Source organism: Paenibacillus lignilyticus, assembly GCF_017942085.1.
In the GTDB taxonomy this organism is placed as follows: Bacteria; Bacillota; Bacilli; order Paenibacillales; family Paenibacillaceae; genus Paenibacillus_Z; species Paenibacillus_Z lignilyticus.
On the sequence record NZ_JAGKSP010000001.1, the window covers coordinates 56,012 to 70,818 of the forward strand.

Annotated in this window: 16 protein-coding genes; 3 read left to right on the top strand and 13 right to left on the bottom strand. The window is 49.3% G+C overall.

Going from position 1 to position 14,807, the window contains the following annotated elements:
- Window positions 1-82: 82 nt before the first annotated feature.
- The 7 genes from I8J30_RS00255 to I8J30_RS00285 form a co-directional block, all read right to left on the bottom strand.
- Window positions 83-520: a hypothetical protein gene (locus I8J30_RS00255; RefSeq protein ID WP_090978221.1), complete on the bottom strand. Its 438-nt coding sequence runs from the start codon at window positions 518-520 to the stop codon at window positions 83-85.
- A 178-nt stretch (window positions 521-698) separates the two neighbouring features.
- Window positions 699-962 (bottom strand): YlbG family protein, encoded by a 264-nt coding sequence (locus I8J30_RS00260; RefSeq protein WP_090635781.1) that lies wholly within the window; start codon window positions 960-962, stop codon window positions 699-701.
- Window positions 963-990: 28 nt separating this feature from the next.
- The gene (locus tag I8J30_RS00265; protein ID WP_338044741.1) at window positions 991-1,482 is read right to left on the bottom strand and encodes a YlbF/YmcA family competence regulator; all 492 of its coding nucleotides are present in this window, start codon (window positions 1,480-1,482) and stop codon (window positions 991-993) included.
- Window positions 1,483-1,576: 94 nt separating this feature from the next.
- Window positions 1,577-3,376, bottom strand: a complete 1,800-nt coding sequence (locus tag I8J30_RS00270; protein WP_210654438.1) for a hypothetical protein — start codon at window positions 3,374-3,376, stop codon at window positions 1,577-1,579.
- Complete coding sequence (locus I8J30_RS00275; RefSeq protein ID WP_210654439.1) at window positions 3,373-5,100, bottom strand: DNA repair helicase XPB; 1,728 nt, start codon at window positions 5,098-5,100, stop codon at window positions 3,373-3,375. Before I8J30_RS00275 ends, I8J30_RS00270 begins: the two co-directional genes overlap by 4 nt.
- Before the next feature lie 136 nt (window positions 5,101-5,236).
- Window positions 5,237-5,683, bottom strand: a complete 447-nt coding sequence (locus I8J30_RS00280) for a CBS domain-containing protein (RefSeq protein WP_210654440.1) — start codon at window positions 5,681-5,683, stop codon at window positions 5,237-5,239.
- A 109-nt stretch (window positions 5,684-5,792) separates the two neighbouring features.
- A complete protein-coding gene (locus I8J30_RS00285) occupies window positions 5,793-6,980 on the bottom strand; it encodes an amidohydrolase (RefSeq protein ID WP_338044743.1) in 1,188 nt (395 codons plus the stop codon).
- Between the two features lie 219 nt (window positions 6,981-7,199).
- Between I8J30_RS00285 and I8J30_RS00290 the strand changes: the two genes are divergently transcribed.
- Together I8J30_RS00290 and ftsW are read left to right on the top strand one after the other, a co-directional pair.
- Window positions 7,200-7,544 (top strand): YugN family protein, encoded by a 345-nt coding sequence (locus tag I8J30_RS00290; protein WP_090978214.1) that lies wholly within the window; start codon window positions 7,200-7,202, stop codon window positions 7,542-7,544.
- 6 nt (window positions 7,545-7,550) lie between these two features.
- A complete protein-coding gene (ftsW, locus tag I8J30_RS00295) occupies window positions 7,551-8,738 on the top strand; it encodes a putative lipid II flippase FtsW (protein WP_210655973.1) in 1,188 nt (395 codons plus the stop codon).
- A 48-nt stretch (window positions 8,739-8,786) separates the two neighbouring features.
- Here ftsW and I8J30_RS00300 read toward each other — a convergent pair whose 3' ends face one another.
- Together I8J30_RS00300 and I8J30_RS00305 are read right to left on the bottom strand one after the other, a co-directional pair.
- Window positions 8,787-9,164 carry an Asp23/Gls24 family envelope stress response protein gene (locus tag I8J30_RS00300; RefSeq protein WP_210654441.1) on the bottom strand — a complete coding sequence of 126 codons (378 nt, stop codon included), beginning with the start codon at window positions 9,162-9,164 and terminating at the stop codon, window positions 8,787-8,789.
- Window positions 9,165-9,260: 96 nt separating this feature from the next.
- On the bottom strand, window positions 9,261-10,817 hold the full coding sequence (locus I8J30_RS00305) for a stalk domain-containing protein (protein ID WP_210654442.1): 1,557 nt from the start codon (window positions 10,815-10,817) through the stop codon (window positions 9,261-9,263).
- Window positions 10,818-10,993: 176 nt separating this feature from the next.
- Here I8J30_RS00305 and cax point away from each other — a divergent pair, with 176 nt between their 5' ends.
- On the top strand, window positions 10,994-12,055 hold the full coding sequence (gene cax / locus I8J30_RS00310; RefSeq protein ID WP_210654443.1) for a calcium/proton exchanger: 1,062 nt from the start codon (window positions 10,994-10,996) through the stop codon (window positions 12,053-12,055).
- A 78-nt stretch (window positions 12,056-12,133) separates the two neighbouring features.
- Here cax and I8J30_RS00315 read toward each other — a convergent pair whose 3' ends face one another.
- The 4 genes from I8J30_RS00315 to I8J30_RS00330 all read right to left on the bottom strand — a co-directional run bounded on the left by I8J30_RS00315 (window position 12,134) and on the right by I8J30_RS00330 (window position 14,795).
- Window positions 12,134-12,415 (bottom strand): Fpa/YlaN family protein, encoded by a 282-nt coding sequence (locus I8J30_RS00315; RefSeq protein WP_091215409.1) that lies wholly within the window; start codon window positions 12,413-12,415, stop codon window positions 12,134-12,136.
- Between the two features lie 139 nt (window positions 12,416-12,554).
- Window positions 12,555-12,794, bottom strand: coding sequence for an HPr family phosphocarrier protein (locus I8J30_RS00320; protein WP_091215406.1), 240 nt, complete (start codon window positions 12,792-12,794; stop codon window positions 12,555-12,557).
- A gap of 78 nt (window positions 12,795-12,872) precedes the next feature.
- The gene (locus tag I8J30_RS00325) at window positions 12,873-13,988 is read right to left on the bottom strand and encodes an aminopeptidase (RefSeq protein ID WP_210654444.1); all 1,116 of its coding nucleotides are present in this window, start codon (window positions 13,986-13,988) and stop codon (window positions 12,873-12,875) included.
- A 69-nt stretch (window positions 13,989-14,057) separates the two neighbouring features.
- Entirely contained in the window at window positions 14,058-14,795 is a 738-nt protein-coding gene (locus tag I8J30_RS00330) for a hypothetical protein (RefSeq protein WP_210654445.1), read from the bottom strand.
- Window positions 14,796-14,807 lie beyond the last annotated feature (12 nt).

Here is a 14,807-nt window from a genome sequence, read left to right on the forward strand (position 1 = left end):
ACAACAAACCGCGGCGAAAACTCGCTCTCAAATTAAAAAGCATGAGTGCGAACACTCATGCTTTTTCTATAATTGAGAAATATTATTTCCGTTTCCTACTATTTTTAATTAATGTCATTCTTCTGGAATGTCTGAGCCAAGAGTAATAGGACTTCAAGTCACGTAGTTCAATAGTCTCAGACATTCGGCCGAGAAACGTGACTACAATCATCTTGTGCAGCGGGTTCCCGGTCAAATCGGTTTCTTTCTCCAGCACCGCAAACTCGGCAACAAAAACGAGATCGTCATCGATAAGGTACACATCCTGCTCATTCCGGTAATAAGGCTCAATTCTCCCTTGTTTCAAGCATTGCCACATATAGTCCGCAATATCTTCAAAGCCGGTCTTAGCGCTTTCAACGCGATCTGACCATCGGCTCTTGGCATGGTTCGTGATGACGATATCTGCCACTTTCTTGTCTCCAAGCACGACGTGGAACGACTCATAAGTGTTCCATCTATCCGTCATCTTGTCTTTCATCGCGATCCACCCCTCCTCCCCGGCAGTAGGCCTTATGATCTATATGTACTTTCCATTTAATTGTAGCATGCCTGTCACATTTTTCAATATTAAAATAAAGTCTCACCAAAAATGTAATTATATGGCTGTTATAAATATAGGAAAAAACCCCAACTGCAATTACAGTCAGGGCTTCTTCCTACAAACTATAGAATCGCGTCTTGTCCGGCACGCCTTGCGTATACTCGGTCTTAATTTCATTCCGGTATGAACGTTCGATTCGCTTCACGAACGGAAGGCGCCCCATGTTGCGAACGACCTCGTCAGCGCGGTCTGCGTTCATATACATGACTACATAGTGCATTTTGCGAGACATGTAATGCACTGTTCCATATTTCTCCAGCGAACGGGCAGCCTTGAGATCACTGACCCATACAATATATCCGACGCGTTCCGAAAACATGCAAGCTCCCCCGTTTCTCTCTCTTTGCTTATCCGCAGCCCCCGCTGCTGCAGCTGCAAGAACCGCCGCTGCCACAGCTGCCGCCACCCTTCGGAAGCGGATCATTGCTCGGCACCTTAATCGTTTCCGAGACCGAGCTCGCGATTTGCTTGGCAATTTCGTGCAGCAAATCATCAACCTGCTGCTCGGCGGCCTTAAATCGGCTGACGCATTCAATCTCATTCAATTGCCGCTGAATCGCTTCCACTTTATCTTTAGCGGCATTGAAATCCGGATGAAAACGTCCGAACCGCTCGCAATCGACGAACTGCTCTTTCGCTTTATCAAATTGCTTGACGAGCTGATGAACTTGCTCATCTTGATCTACTACTGTCTTCCAATATGCATATTCGGCCACTTCGACCGATTGGTTTACCATATCGCCAATTTCATAGGCGTTTAATAACAGCTGTCCCATATCAAGCGAGGAATGATCATTCATTTCAAGCTCTATAGGGTCTGATAATGGCATGGTTTGCATGATATCCGCCCCTTTATGAACACTCGGCTTGTGCCTAATTGTTATCATACCATATCAATCACCGAAAAAGGTAGAGGAAGGCTGTAGCCCCGAGCTAAAAACTACCAATTTCAGTTGGAAGAACAAGCATCATTTCCTGCCACATCTCTGGCAAAAGGTTTGCGGGAGCATAACTCTCTTCAAGAACAAAATGTCCCATCACACTCCATCGGCCGTCCACATCCACGATACGTTCGGGAACAAACGGCTTTACAGCGCCTTCACAGCTTAGTTTAACCGGAGTTCGCCAGCTTAACGCCAGTTCCATCAGTTCCCTTCGCGTGGAGCTGTGATACGCTCTGAATTGCTTCAGCCACATCGTCGGCACATCCTCAATGCCGCTGAACATGGCTTTCAAAGGCTGCCTTTCGGTTAACAATTCAAAGGTCTGCACGACATTGCCATTTTGAATCAGCGGCAGTGGTTCTATGTATTCAGAGATATCTACAGTTTTAATCGGGTTGTTTCCGGGACGCCCGCTTGTAGGTGTTGTAGCTGCGAATGCTTGCAGGATGATGGCCCGAACGGTTACAGGCAGCGCTTCCCCTGATGCGCTCTCCAAGAAACCAATTACCCCTTCACCGGCCTCTTGAAGCAGCGCATCTTGTTTAAAGCCTCGAGAATCCAGCCGATACACAGCCATGTGGTCGGTACGTTTCCGCGTTACCAGCCGTTCAATCTGCCAGATTGTGCGATATGCGCAATCACTTGGAACATAAACATCGCCATCCGGCGTAATTTGCACCTGACCCTCTGGTCTGGCTTGCCCCTCCAATAAAGCATCGCCAGTCTTCGAGGCGCTTGGGGGTATGAGCCAACGGAGTACTTTGCCGCCCTGCTCGTCGAACGCAGCTTCCATCCACCCTAATGCGCATAACAAACCGCACCATGCGGAAATGGCTGAAGACTGCGGCTTTGAGAGGAATTCCTGTCGGAGCATGTGCTGTACATCTAAATCCGTGATTCGAAACCACCGGTAAGGAGGCAGCATGCAAAGCAATGCCATTCCTGTTGCTGCTGATGGACTTCTCTCCAGAAAAATCCCGATAATCTGCTTAAGCAGCTCCGTTTCCCGCTCCAATGGATCGCAATCAAGCCAACTGTTCCACATTTCTTCATGGATGGCGTACGAGTTCTGCAGCTCATACAGCCACTGATTTTTCCAGGCGATATCGAGAAAAAAAGCCAGCTGCAGCGGATAAACCTCTCCGGATGCAGCAAGCGATAATTCAGCGACTGCGTTCAGCTGACTGCTATCCACAGCAAGCTGCTCCGTGCATTTTAAGATCGTGCGTTTCGTCAGGATGCCTTTCGTTGTTCGTTTCATGCCGGTATGGAGCAGCTCTGCCATCACATGTAAGCATTGAAGGCTTAGAGGCGGCGTATAACCGCTCTCCTCCATGGAAACGATATGCCTCGATTCAATCTCCATCGGAACAGGTATGATCTCGGACCTGCGCTTGTGCTGCATGCTGATCATCGTTTCGTACCAGGTAAGATACATATCACTCGGCAGCAAATATTGCTTCTCTCCCCAGCCCTTGCGCACTGCAAAGATAATTCCCGCTTCCATGAGCTGAAGCAGTCCGTGGCGCAATTCCGCTCCCGCTACTCCCGAACGAGCTGCAAGGAGCAGCTGCTCCTCGCTAAACGGCAACGGACCGAACGCGCAGAGCACCACCTCTAAAGCAATCGCAGCTTGCTTCGATAAAGCCGCCCATGCTGACTCAGAACCCGATCGGCTCATCATGACATTCGGCCACGTTTCAGTTTCACTCGAATGCCATACGGGACAAGCGCTAATTTCCCCGATTTGCGTTTCAGTAAGGCGATTCACTATTTCTTGAACCTTCACAGCGCGGCCTCCCGAAGACCCTCAATCGACTTTTCTTGCAATAACTGCTCCATATCAGACCATTCGTGAAGTGCATACCTGTAGCCTTGTTCGAGCAGGAAGAGCTGTCTTCTGCTTGCATAGTCCGTTTCCTTGGTTCCCTGGGATACAATCGTATAGAACCAGGCTTGGTTATCCCCGCGCTTCGGACGAAGGATCCGGCCTATCCGCTGCGCTTCCTCCTGGCGCGAACCGTAGCTTCCCGATACTTGAATGGCTACGGCGGCATCAGGCAGGTCAACGGCAAAGTTGGCCACCTTCGAAACGACCAGAACGGGAATTTGACCGGCCTTGAATGCTTCATATAGCACTGCACGCTCTTCATGAGGCAGCTCGCCGGTTAAGACAGGTGCGCCTAATTCCTCGGCCAGCAGATGCAATTGCGTTAAATATTGACCGATAACGAGCGCCGGCTTCCCTTCATGGAATTGAAGCAGCTCTCGAACAACTTTGATTTTGGCTTTGTTCTCGCCTGCTATTCTTACTTTCTCCTTCTCGGTAGCTGCGACATATCGTTCGACTTCCTCATGAGCCAGAGGCAGCCGAATTTCCGTGCAGGCTAACGATGCGATCCACTGACGAGACTCCAGCGTCTTCCAAGGCAGGTCAAAGCGCTTCGGGCCAATTAACGAGAAAACGTCTTCCTCATGGCCATCCTCGCGCACGAGAGTCGCCGTTAAGCCCAGACGCCGCGTCGCCTGTAAGTCCGCCGTCATGCGAAACACCGGGGCAGGGAGCAAATGTACCTCATCGTAGATAATTAGCCCCCAATTCCGCTCTCCGAACAGTCTCATATTGCTGTATTCATCGCCTTTTCGCCGGCGGCTGGTCAGAATTTGATAGGTGGCAATCGTCACGGGACGTACTTCTTTGGCTGCCGCGGCGTACGTTCCGATTTCCTGATCGGTTAACGTCGTCTTATCGATAAGCTCCGCTTTCCACTGGTTAACCGAAGTCACGTTTGACGTCAGAATTAACGTGTCACAGTGCAATCGCGCAAGAGCCGCAATGCCGATAATCGTCTTGCCCGCGCCGCATGGCAGCACTAGTACGCCGCTCCCGCCATCAGCTTGACCTTCGCGGTAGAACAGATTAACGGCTCGTTCCTGATAATCGCGCAATTGAAATGATTTGCCGCTCACGGCTTTCTCCCGAATTTCCACATCGAGCGCTTCACCATGCCGATACCCGGCCAAATCGATAACCGGATACCCCGATCGAATGAGCTCCTGCTTAAGCAGTCCCCTGGCTTCCGGCCGGACCGCTCTCTTCTCTTCGCTGCCGGCAGGCAGCAGAAATGCAGAGATCGTCTTATTTGAACTAAGCAGCTTCAGCAATTCCTCTTCACCCAGCAGCAGCAGCTCTCCTTCTGTGGTTTGCTGCAGCATGAGCTTGCCATATCGATCTGCCAGCTTTCTTATCCCGCTTGCCACTTGAAGCGGAATCTCGTAGCAGCTATGTTCCGTGAGTGCTTGAATCATATCCTGAGGCGTCATCCCTGCGGAAGCTGCGTTCCAGAGCGACATCGGCGTAATTCGGTACGTATGTAGATGTCCGGGCCTTTTCACCAGATCGGCAAACCGGCTTAGCTGTTCCCTGGCTGCTTCCGCATCCTGATGCCTTTCATCAAGAAGCACGGTAAAATCAGCCTGGACACATAAGGGGCGAAGCTCGCGTTTATACATCCCATCATCTCCTTGACTCGCGCATTTGGCATGCATGTCGCCTAATGTTTCTTCCCTCAGTATTGAAAGTTTCCGGCCGGATTATGCATACAAAAAAAGCGATTCGGCAGTTAATGCCAAATCGCTTGTTCTTGCATTAATGGACAATCGTTTGCTGCTCATTATGCATCTCCTGCGAAATGCTGCTGAGTGCATCGCCCGCCTCATCGACGAATACTTCTCGAACCGCCAAGTCGCCGATCGCAACAATTCCGACCAAATTCCCATTCTCGACCACCGGCAGACGGCGAATTTGATGGGAAGCCATCAGTTTGCCCGCTTCATCTACCGTCGTCTTCGCATCGATTGTCACGACATCCTTCGTGATGACCTCCGCTACTGCTGTAGAACCGGAATGTTTCTCGGCGTAGCCGCGAACAACCAAGTCGCGGTCCGTTACAACGCCAATTAATTTCTTCCCATCCACGATGGGGACAAAGCCGATATTATGATCCTTCATCAATACGGCAAGCTCATACACATTATCCAGCAGTGTCGCAGTCACACAGTCGGTAGACATTAATTCCTTCACCAGTCGCGCCATAATTGCAGTTCCCTCCTTGATGAATCGCACGTACACGTTCGACGTATGCATGGACTTCAACACTAGGGTTGCCGTTTGTCGACTTTTTATGAATGAAGCTTTGACGTTCTTACTCTTGTGCCGCAAAGTCCTCCGCCATTGCAATCATGAGCTTCGCCGCTTTCAGCATCGCCCGTTCGTCCAAATCGAACTTCGGATGGTGATGCGGATAAGCAGCTCCGCAAGCTTCATTGCCAGCGCCTACGAACATGAAGCAGCCCGGAACTTCGCGCAAATAGTAGGTGAAGTCTTCCCCAGCCATAATCAGCGCGGATTCCTGTACACCTTCATTGCCAAATACCTCAGGTGCCACCTTGAAGAATCGTGCTGCTTCTTCCGGATCATTCACTACGGGAGGATACCCATCCCGGTACTCCAGTTCTGCCGTTGCGCCATAGATCGCCGCAGTTTGTGTCACGATCGTTCTCAGCCTGCTTTGAATAAAGGATCGGACCTCATCGGTGAACGTGCGAACTGTCCCCGTCATCCGGCAACGTTCCGCAATGACATTGGCCGTCGAGCCTGCATGGATCGAACCGATCGACACAACGGCAGGATCTAACGGGTTCACGTTTCGGCTTACGATCGACTGGATCGCTTGTACAATGGCCGATGCGACCAAGACTGCGTCGACGGTTTCATGCGGTAGTCCGCCATGTCCGCCTTTGCCAGTAATATCGATATAAATTTCATCCGGCGCTGCCATGAACGGCCCCGGTTTCGTTGCGGCCAGACCATATGGAAGCGGTGTCCAGAGATGTACGCCATAGATAGCATCAACGCCGTCGAGCGCCCCGCCCGCGATCATCCCCATCGCACCGCCGGGCGATACTTCTTCGGCAGGCTGGAAGATCAATCTTCTTTCCCCTGCGAAATGTTCTTTATTTTCACTATAGAAGCGGGCAATAGCAAGCATCGTTGCTGTATGCGCGTCATGACCGCAAGCATGCATAACACCGGGTACCTTCGAAATGTACGCCGTTTGTTTCTCATCTTGGATGGGAAGTGCATCGATATCGGTTCGAAGTGCAATGACCGGTCCCGGCTTATCGCCATATATGGAAGCGACCAATCCGTAACCTCCGCCGACTCTGGTCTTCACTTCACAGCCTATCTCTGCCAGCTGCTGCTCGATCCAGCGAGATGTTTCCTTCTCATGAAAAGATAATTCCGGATGCTGATGCATATACCTGCGCCACTGCACCATATTCGGATAGACAGTTTGCAGCTGTGCTTCCATCTTGTTTGTTATACTCACGCTTACAAACCCCCTCGCTCACAATTGACTTATGCTCTATTGTACCAGAATGAGAGAGTGAACTGAAATTTGTTTTTTGGCGATTTTAGGCAACATTTTTCGTAAATATGTCACTTTTTGCGCCTTGAGGCAACGGGAGTTAGGCTTGCACTGGTGCATGAAAAATACTATCATGAATAAGAAGAAAACCTGTTCTGAAGCTTGAAGGAGGATCACCCTATGATTATTGAGAATACAGGCCTGAACGGCATGACTAGCGAACTCGCGCACCTTGACGAGTCGGCGGAGAAGCTTGGCTTTGTTCGCTGGCAATGGGAATATTACCGCGCTACGTACGACCTGAAGCTGGAAGACCGCACAAATCGTGAAGAATACTTCCTGCGCTTCAATGTCCGCGCAATTGAAGGTAAGCTGGAGTCCTCTCACGCTGTGCTGCAAGTGGAATCCGTTTATATCGGACGAGCTACGTTCCCGCATGGTCTGGACTATGAATCGCCTGTACCTCAGCCGATTCTGAATGCGGCAACTCAACGTCTGCAAGAATTGAAGAAATTGCTTGCCTAGTTGGCTATGAAGCCACAAACGACGAAAACAAAGACACTCGGCCTGCGCGGCAGGCCGGATTTCTTGCTTCTGGTGCTCACGCTGCTTTTAGTCGGCTTTGGTCTTGTTATGGTGTTCAGCGCAAGTTCAAACACGGCTGTGATTTCGAAAGCCTCGAATTTCGACGCCTTGTATTATACGAAGCGACAGCTGATGTGGGCCGTCTTAGGAACGATCTCGATGTTCGTAGTGATGAACATCCCCTATACCGTGTTCAAAAAAGGCTTCATCCTCTACTTCATCCCCGTTATGATTACGCTCATTTTGGTCCCTTTTGTCGGCAAAGAATTAAACGGTGCTCAAAGCTGGCTCTATATCGGGCCGATCGGCATTCAGCCCACCGAATTCGTCAAGCTGGGTCTCATCCTTTATTTAGGCTCACTGATTGCCAAGAAAGGCGAGAAGTTTAGAGATTTCAAAAAAGGGCTCGTCCCGGTCTTCGTCATTATCGGAATCATTTGCTTAATCATCATGATGCAGCCCGATTTGGGTGCTTGTATCGTTATCGGTGCTTGCTCCATAATTATCATCGTTGCCGGCGGGGCCAACCTAAAGCAATTATTTCTCGCAGGCATTATTATTTGTTCCGTTGTCGCATCCTGGGCCAGCATTTCAATCATGAATGATCATGACGACTGGCAGTACCGGATCAATCGTTTCACGGCGTTTATGGATCCGCTATCGGATGAACAGAACAGCACCTTTCACTTATCGCGCTCTCTGCAAGCGCTTGGGCACGGCGGCATTACCGGCGCTGGCTTCGGGCACAGCGTACAGAAGCTGAAATATTTGCCTTATCCTTACAGCGACTTCATCTTCTCCATCATCGCCGAAGAATTCGGCTTTATCGGAAGTCTGCTCTTCCTGCTCTTCTATTTATTTTTCCTCTGGCGAGGATTACTCGTTGCCGTTCGATGTCCCGATAGCTACGGTACCATCGTCGGGGTCGGCATCGTCGGGTTGTTCGCCGTTCAAACACTCGTTAACATCGGCGGTGTGACCGGCGCAATTCCGATCACGGGTGTAACGCTCCCGTTTGTCAGCCATGGCGGCTCCTCGCTCATTGTTTCATTGCTAAGCATGGGCATACTGCTCAGCATCTCGCGTGAATATAACAAGCCGGATAAGCCGCAGCAACAGCGACGCAGTCGATAATACAAGAAAGGCATGCCCCCAGGGGCATGCCTTTCTTGTTCCAATCCATTATTTCAGCCTTGCAAGCTCTTCGATTTCTTCTTCCTTGAAGGCTACGCCTTCAACCTTGATGTTCACTTCAACGACGTGAAGTCCTGTCATGTTCGCAACCGTTTCGCGTACATTCTCCTGCAGTTGACGGCAAACTTCTTGAATCGGAATGCCATATTTCACGATGATTCTTAAATCGATCGCGGCTTCCAGCTGGCCCACTTCGACCGATACGCCTTTTTGTGCGTTCTTCCCGCTCAGGCGTTTCGCCAGCCCTTCGGAAATACCTCCAGACATAGCAGCAATGCCCGGAGTCTCAAGTGCAGCCAGTCCCGCGATGGTGGCGACTACGTCGTCTGAAATACGTATGATGCCGGTTTGAAGCTCTTCTGTCATGCCACTCACTCCTCGTTCACCTTATGTTTCCATTGTAATGGAACGGCACATCCGAAGCAAGGCAAATACAATGTTGTTTGGTTGTTTCCGGATGATTTAGGAAGCAATCTGAATCGTCTGCTCATCCTGATCCCAACTAACGGTATAACCGAAGCTCTCCCCTACGAATCTTAACGGAATCATCATATGACCGTTTAACAGTTTGCCCGGTGCATCTAATGTGACGCTCCTTCCATTTACTACGGCCTGCAATTTTCCAATCGTTAAAGTAATGACCGTACTGCCTCTCTTAGCCGTAATCGTTTTGCTGCGTACATCATAATTCACTGTAGCTCCCAGCGCTGTGAACAGTTCTCTCATCGGCAAGTACAGCCTCCCTCGCGCGACGACCGGTTCGGTTGTTAAACGCAGCGGCTGACCGTCGAGCAACAGCTTTAACCCATTATTAGCCTGAGGCTGCTTAACGGAAGTATCTTTGAAGGCCATAATATGGCTGCTTGATTGACCGGAGTATACCGTAAAATACGTTCCGTCTTCATCCAGTACGAGTGAGCCGGATGGGTAGCCCGAATCCGGCGTCAACAATATTCGCCAGGATCCGTCTTGATTGACCATTAGAATTCTTCCGAATTCTTGCCAGAACACAATCCGTCCCGCACTATCCTTAACGGCGTTGCCGGCAACGCCGCCTGTATGTAACGTCGTCAATCGTTTGCCTGTCATATCGAACGTTTCGATCTGGTTCCCGGATGGATAATATAACACGCCGTCAATCAACCTCGTCTGTCCGGGATTTGATGGAGAAATCGTCTCCGGCTTATACAGCACTTGACCGTTATCCGAGACGATGTAAAAGGCTTCTCCACCGATTGCAAAACCGCCGTCAATTGCAAGAGGCGCCTCCCTGAGCACTCCCATGCCACGGAGCTCAGTTCGCCATAACGGGAACCCATCTTGATCAAAAGCATGCAGAGTGGAAATATCCACAAAGGATTTGGTGGACCCATCCTCCTGATAGATTTGATACGCCAATGGATCTTTTGCATCGACTTCTACTCGCAGAACCGTCCGCAGGACCACCGTTATACCTGAGTCGGACACGGCTACAGGCGATAATACACCAGCCTCCGTTATCTGATCCTTCCAAAGCAGCTTCCCATTACGATCAACCGCATAGACTGTGCCTGTTAAGTTCGAGACCGTAAAGATCACATCATGATCGACGGTAGGCACTCCGGTCGTCGTATCATTAGGCGGCGCAAAGGACCACAGCAGCTCGCCTGTTGCTGCATCCAATGCCCGCAGTGCACCGTCAGCTACATATATACGTTTAGTGCTATCATCTATGGTCGGCGTTCTGGATGCCAGAGGCAAGTAGCGCTTCCATACAATCTTGCCGTCCTTTGTGATTGCATATAAGGTTCCTGCTTCATGATCCTCTGAACTGATAACATATAGCAGACCGTGCGATGACATCTTCAGATTGCCTATGTATCCGGGAACCGCGATATTCCATTCCTGGCGGATAAATGGATCATTTCCGGAGGCGTCCCCAGCTGCCTCCTCGCCAGGTATCAACAGTGTTCCGAGCAGCAGAATAATTGCGATGAATATTCCTCCGACTTTACGTGAGAATAACGAATGATCATACAAGAAACTCAGCTCTCCCTTTCCATTACCTGTTATATTATTCCAACATAAATGTCTCCCCCTGAAATTGTCAATCTTCTTTGAATGTTGTCGATTACCAAGTTTACACATTCGCCATTTTCAGCTATAGTGTTAACAGATTTCCAATATTACCACTTGAAGAACGAGGTGCCTTGACTGTGAATCAGAAATTGTTTTTTACTTTGCTAATCGGACTGTTTGTATTAAGCGGAATAAGTCACTATGCGCATTTCGGCACGACCGTTGAATTTATCATTTCAGCAGCTGCGATCTTGTTTGTAGCCGGCTTTCTGGGCAAAGCTACCGAGAGCGTCGCGCACTATGCCGGTCAGCGGCTTGGCGGCTTCCTGAATGCTACGTTCGGAAATGCGGCGGAATTGATCATTGCGATATTCCTTGTCCGCGAAGGACTATTCGATATGGTAAAAGCCAGCATCACCGGTTCCATTATCGGTAACCTTCTACTCGTACTGGGTGCCAGCGTTCTGCTTGGCGGCTTGAAGTATAAAGAGCAGAAATTCAATGTGCAGCTTGCCAGCCATAACTCTTCGCTCATGATCCTGGCTGTCATCGCGCTTGCCATTCCTGCGATCTTTATTACCAATCAGCATTTCTCAGCGGACAGCACCAAATTCCTCAGCATTACGATTGCGATCATTCTCATAGTCGCTTATGTGCTCTGGCTCATTTTCTCAATGGTCACGCACAAGGACATTCTCGAGGATGTCGAAGAAACTACACCCGATCACGGCGAAGAACCCGCTTGGTCGAAAAATACGTCCGTCATATTCCTCATCCTTGCGACCGTTATGACGGCTTTCGTCAGCGAATGGCTCGTTAGCACCCTACATACGTTTACAGCTGATTTCGGCTTCTCTGAAGTGTTTGTCGGTGCCTTCCTGATTGCGATCGTCGGTAATGCGGCAGAACACAGTGCAGCCGTCTTGCTCGCGATGAAGAACAAAATCGGAGCCGCAGTAGAAATTGCAGTCGGCAGCAGTTTGCAAATCGCCTTGTTTGTTGCCCCGGTTCTTATCCTGGTCAGTACACTGTTTGGACCTACGATGGATATCGTGTTCACTCCGATTGAGCTTACAGCGATTGCCGTATCCGTCTTTATTGCCAAGTCCATCTCCAAGGACGGCAAGACGAACTGGTATGAAGGCGCGTTGCTCTTGATCGTTTACATCATTCTGGGTATTTCATTCTACCTGGTCTAGCCTGCAAAAAGACGTTCCGTCATTTGACGGAACGTCTTTTTGGTTTAGTATAAAAAAAGAGCAGCTGCGAAATCGCGGCTACCCGTTTAACGCCTCATACAACTGCGCCAAGTTTCTTTCCAATTTGTTGATAATTTCTTTGCCGACCGTTTCGCCGACAAGTCCTGCACGAATCGCAAAATCGATTTCTCTGGAAAAGCCGTATATTTGAGTGTCCAATACTTCTTCATAAAGCGGACATTTTCTCGTCGCCAAATTTTCCATTTGCACTTCGATCAACTTTTCGATTTTGGTGGCATCCTCGTGAAGGAGATTGAGCGCTTTTTGATGCAGATGAATAAGAACATCGGATGAAGACATCGTACTCCTCCTTAATGCGTGATACTAATCCATTTATCTATTCTTTATATTAGTCGAAATCAACGGAATGTACAAGGTCAAAACAATAAGCGCCTCGCCGATATCTCGGCGAGGCGCTATATGTGATTATAAGGAACAGCTATTCAACTACGTTTACTTTAAGATTATGTTTCTCGAACACTGCTGCCAGTGCCGCTTTCGCTTCTTCAGCGTCAGCACCATGGACGTGGAGCTCATAGGAATGTCCGCCGACCAATGTCGTGAATAGACCGAGGATGCTCTTAACGTCAATGTATTTATTCTCGGCTTGGAGTACAATGGACGATTGGAATTTGTTGGCCGTTTGGGAAATATCAACGATTGCCGCGTTATTGGACATGGGAATCCCTCCATAATTTAGTTATTTTCGCTAGCTTCATTCATCATAACCCGATTCTTGTATTCCTTCAAGGGAATTTTACTTTAAGTTTTCCGGATTGAGGCCTTCCAGTTCAGGAATGACGAAATGCCCGTCCTTACGGATCAAACGATCATCGAAATACACTTCGCCGCCGCCGTATTCCGGTCTTTGAATGAGGACAAGATCCCAGTGAACTGCGGAACGATTACCGTTATCGGTTTCCTCGTAAGCTTGTCCCGGAGTAAAGTGCAGGCTGCCTGCGATTTTCTCATCGAACAAAATATCTTTCATCGGATGCAGAATGTACGGGTTAAAGCCAAGGCTGAACTCGCCAATGTAACGCGCACCTTCATCCATGTCCAGAATTTCGTTCAGCTTCTCGGTATTGTTGCTTGTCGCTTCGACGATTTTGCCGTCTTTGAACGTAAACTTAATGTTCTCGAACGTGACGCCGGAATATACCGATGGCGAGTTGTATGTGATCGTACCTTGGACGGAATCACGAATCGGACAGCTGAACACTTCGCCGTCCGGAATGTTCTTCTGACCGGAACATTTCTCTGCACCGATCCCTTTAATCGAGAACGTCAGATCCGTTCCCGGGGAAACGATGCGTACTTTGTCGGTTTTCTTCATCAGCTCTTCGAGCGGGTCCATCGCCTTGTCCATCTTCGCATAGTCAAGGTTGCATACGTTAAAGTAGAAGTCCTCGAACGCTTCCGTGCTCATGTTCGCCAATTGCGCCATGGAATCGTTCGGGTAACGCAGAACTACCCACTTCGTATGCTTTACACGCTGCTCGGAGTGGATCGGGTGACGGTAATATTTTTCGTACAGGTTCATCTTGTCACTCGGCACATCAGCCAGGGAATTAATGTTCTCTCCGGCGCGAATCGCTATGTATCCATCCATGGCTTCCATTCGTTTCAAGTCAAACGATGCCCACAGCTTAATTTGCTCTTCTGTCGCATTCATCAGCATCGAACGCAATACGGAACGGTCACTTGTCTCAACGAAAGGACGTCCGCCTTTCTTAGCCACTTCTTCGACGATGCATTTCGCAAGCTCTCGCTCCGATCCAATCATATCGATAAGGACATTCTCTCCAGGCTGTACATTGATGGAGTATCCGACTAAATTTTCTGCAAGCTTCTGCATACGAGGATCGCGCATTGTTCAATAACCTCCAGTTAATAAATTCATAACCTATCCTACCATTTTTCAAGCTGTGATGCACGAAGGCTACAGTTGGCCCCCTCCGAGACGGGTAAACACGATCTTCGTGACGCGTGACTCTTTTCGGTCCTGCCCTTCTGCTTTATACTGGAGCGTCGTCTTCTCCTCTAATTGCAGAGGCAGCAGTTTCTTGCGGTCAATGACCATGCGGCAGCTGGATTGCACGCGAAGCGTGGACAGCATCGCTTCAAGCTGTGCTTTGGAACGGCTGAGTTCTTCATTCCACTCTCTCTCAAGCGAACCTTCAGCTCCTGATGCCTGTTTCCTTTGCATGGTATTCTTGGAAGCAGAAGCAGCGGGCACTTTCTTCTCAAGAACGCTAAATTCGTCTCGCAGCGTTTGTACCCAAGTCGCCTTCGCTTTCGCCTCATTCGAAGTAATGCGTAGTACCGCGGTGCGATTTCCTGATTCTGAGGGCACTAATTCCGTAGTCTGAGCATTATTTTCCACTTGTCTGAGATAATCGAGCGGATGGATCGATCCCCCAAGCGAATCCGGATTGTTAGCTTTCACTTTCACATTGTTATGATTTTCAACCGTTCCTTGAAATGTCATCGCCTTTATCGGTGATAAGCCGGTTAGACCGATGCCCGTATCCCCTGTAAATGCATACCGATCAACGCCGGACAAGCCTGATACGGATAAGGAAAGCAGCTCTCCCGGCGATTTATTGTCTACTGCTGAATTGCAGCCGATTACCGTAATCATAATTAAACAACATGTCATCCATTTCATTATTTTCATTCCATTCGCCTC

Bases quoted from the DNA above. Each gene is read 5' to 3' on its own strand.
- I8J30_RS00290 (WP_090978214.1), top strand. From the start codon at position 7,200: ATGATTATTGAGAATACAGGCCTGAACGGCATGACTAGCGAACTCGCG.
- I8J30_RS00320 (WP_091215406.1), bottom strand. From the start codon at position 12,794: ATGTCCAATAACGCGGCAATCGTTGATATTTCCCAAACGGCCAACAAA.
- I8J30_RS00275 (WP_210654439.1), bottom strand. From the start codon at position 5,100: ATGTATAAACGCGAGCTTCGCCCCTTATGTGTCCAGGCTGATTTTACC.
- I8J30_RS00280 (WP_210654440.1), bottom strand. From the start codon at position 5,683: ATGGCGCGACTGGTGAAGGAATTAATGTCTACCGACTGTGTGACTGCG.
- I8J30_RS00325 (WP_210654444.1), bottom strand. From the start codon at position 13,988: ATGCGCGATCCTCGTATGCAGAAGCTTGCAGAAAATTTAGTCGGATAC.
- I8J30_RS00300 (WP_210654441.1), bottom strand. From the start codon at position 9,164: ATGACAGAAGAGCTTCAAACCGGCATCATACGTATTTCAGACGACGTA.
- I8J30_RS00265 (WP_338044741.1), bottom strand. From the start codon at position 1,482: ATGCAAACCATGCCATTATCAGACCCTATAGAGCTTGAAATGAATGAT.
- ftsW (WP_210655973.1), top strand. From the start codon at position 7,551: ATGAAGCCACAAACGACGAAAACAAAGACACTCGGCCTGCGCGGCAGG.
- I8J30_RS00260 (WP_090635781.1), bottom strand. From the start codon at position 962: ATGTTTTCGGAACGCGTCGGATATATTGTATGGGTCAGTGATCTCAAG.
- I8J30_RS00315 (WP_091215409.1), bottom strand. From the start codon at position 12,415: ATGTCTTCATCCGATGTTCTTATTCATCTGCATCAAAAAGCGCTCAAT.
- I8J30_RS00255 (WP_090978221.1), bottom strand. From the start codon at position 520: ATGAAAGACAAGATGACGGATAGATGGAACACTTATGAGTCGTTCCAC.
- I8J30_RS00330 (WP_210654445.1), bottom strand. From the start codon at position 14,795: ATGAAAATAATGAAATGGATGACATGTTGTTTAATTATGATTACGGTA.